The following is a 1229-nucleotide window of genomic DNA, read 5'->3' as shown; positions in this document are numbered from 1 at the left end:
TGTTTTCAGTGGAAATGGTTTTTGTCAAACGTCCACCAATGCGTACTAACCATTGAGAAGGATTTTTCATATCAACGGTAAAATTATCAGCATCTTCAATGGTATTAAACATCAAATGTTGATAGGCAACTTGTGCTTGTGGCTCAAAGGTTAAGCCTTCCATTCCGGTTACAAACTCTTTGCCAACAGTGGTGGAGATACTCAACATTTTGGCATCGTTCAACTTTGCGGTATTGCCTCTGATGGCATTGGCGATATGCCCTTTTAGGATACCATAGGACAAGAGTGCATCGATGTAGAAACCACTGTTATGCTGTATACTGCCATAGGCTGTAATGGCCCATTTATCCAGCGTGTTCTTTCCTGCATCTTTCATGTCCTTTGGTGTGAACGACAGCTGCCCATAGGTGCCTACAAGACCGAGATGTGTTGTGGTATTTTGCCCTTCAATTGCTGCCAATGTGACTCCGGCTTGGAGAGCAGCATAGCGGATATCAGCACCATAACCATATTTGAGAGGACCACGCTCAGAAGATAAAGTTCCTGTGCTTCCATAGGTGTAAAGGAAGAAACCAGTTTGTTTCTCCTCTTCTTTTCCTAAGACGGATGTTCTGATATTGGCTAAAAGCGCGTTTTGTTTAGCCATATCGGTTAATCCACTGTAGAAGAGAGCATTTGGCATGACCAAATAGCTTGCTGTTTGTGGTACAAGGGCAACGGTAGGGATATTTGTTTCAGGATCAGGATTTGAACCAGAATTGGAGCTAAGCAGCTCGGGTTGTAAACGGAAATCCCAGAAATTTTCATTCTTTTCATCAAAGAGGTTTTGTGCAACATCGGCTTGTCCATGGCTTGACTCTGGTCCATAGGCACGTAGTGTATACATATCCGGTAAGCCATCTCTTGTGGTATAGCCATTTACGAGTTTGAAAGAGTTTTCTTCTGCTTTTCCAGAAACTTGAATGAGTGAAAGACCACGGACATTGGCAGCAGCAGAGGTATTTGCTTCGATATTGTTCTCTTCTAAGCGCCCCGTGACATAAACTGATGTGTTGCCAGAGACATCTCCATGGATCAAAAGTCTATCGGTTTTTTGGTCATTTATTGCAGCACCATCACTCCATTCAGCGTTGAAGTAAATCTTCGCATCATCCGTTGCATTGTAGACTTCTTGCGTGTCTGGTTTACCAGAACCTATATGCAATGTTTGGTAGTGATCGTCTGTTGGT

The 1229-nt window shown here is 43.1% G+C and carries 1 protein-coding gene; it reads right to left on the bottom strand.

The features are described from left to right. A partial coding sequence (locus ACFIJW_RS00775; RefSeq protein WP_375632830.1) for an autotransporter outer membrane beta-barrel domain-containing protein occupies positions 1 to 1229 on the bottom strand: 1229 nt, incomplete at both ends.

Origin of the sequence: Bartonella sp. MM97QHHN, assembly GCF_042194285.1 — a bacterium.
Lineage (GTDB): Bacteria > Pseudomonadota > Alphaproteobacteria > Rhizobiales > Rhizobiaceae > Bartonella.
The sequence above is the reverse complement of the archived record's forward strand: the minus strand, read 5'-3'. Positions and strand labels throughout refer to the sequence as shown.